At 59.8% G+C, this 1,129-nt stretch carries 1 protein-coding gene; it reads right to left on the bottom strand.

The features are described 5' to 3' along the window. Positions 1–1,129: immunoglobulin-like domain-containing protein (locus AC5PZ0_RS28220; protein ID WP_493856204.1), on the bottom strand; the 1,129-nt coding region annotated here is incomplete at both ends.

Here is a 1,129-nt window from a genome sequence, read left to right on the forward strand (position 1 = left end):
TACGACGAGGTCGTGAGCCAGGGCGGTGTTGATGTGGACGGTGAAGGTCGGTTTGACGTTCTCGGCAACCGAGACTTGGTCAGCCGTAATGGTGACTTTGACCAAGTCGCCTTCGTTGCCAGCACCTGGAGTACCCGAGCCCGGCTCATCAGTGACAGCAGTGCTGACCGGCGTTTTATCCAGAACCAGGTTCTCGAACTTGCCAACATCCGCGCCATCAACCGAAGCGATCGATTTGATCACTGGGTCGTTGGTACCGGTGTAGACGTTATCCGGGGCAGTCACGGTGGTGAAGCCAGTGGTGCTGTTGGCCGGCACGGTGATGACGGTGGTGCCGTCGCTCAGGGTGAAGGTCAGCGCCGAATGTTTATCGATCGGCAGACCGTCTTTGTTGGTCAGCGTAATGGTGTAGGTGATGGCACCACCTTCGGTAACCGAAGGCGTCGCAGTCAGTTTGGCCACCACGTCGTCGGTGGTGTCAGTCACCTTGACCGACGCCGCGTCGCCCAGCTGCAGGTTCTCGAAGGCACGGCCATCGATGTCTGCTGCCGACTTCACGCCCAGCTCGATTTCGCCGGCGTCTTTGTAGACGTCGTCGCCTTGCGCTTCGTGGGTGTACGGGGCGCTGGTTTCACCGGCTTTGATGGTGACGGTGGCGTTGTTGCTCAAGGTCACGACCAGGTCGTGAGCCAGGGCGGTGTTGATGTGGACGGTGAAGGTCGGTTTGACGTTTTCAGCCACCGAAACCTGGTCAGCGGTGATGGTGACCTTGACCAGATCGCCTTCGTTGCCAGCGCCTGGAGTACCCGAGCCTGGCTCATCGGTGACAGCGGTGCTGACTGGGGTCTTGTCCAGAACCAGGTTTTCGAACTTGCCGACATCCGCGCCATCCACCGAAGCGATCGATTTGATCACTGGGTCGTTGGTACCGGTGTAGACGTTGTCCGGGGCAGCCACGGTGGTGAAACCGCTGGTGCTGTTGGCCGGCACAGTAATGACGGTGGTGCCATCGCTCAGGGTGAAGGTCAGCGCCGAATGCTTGTCGATCGGCAGACCGTCTTTGTTGGTCAGGGTGATGGTGTAGGTGATCGCACCGCCTTCGGTAACCGAAGGCGTCGCGGTCAGCTTG

Source organism: Pseudomonas sp. 5.2, assembly GCF_059025405.1.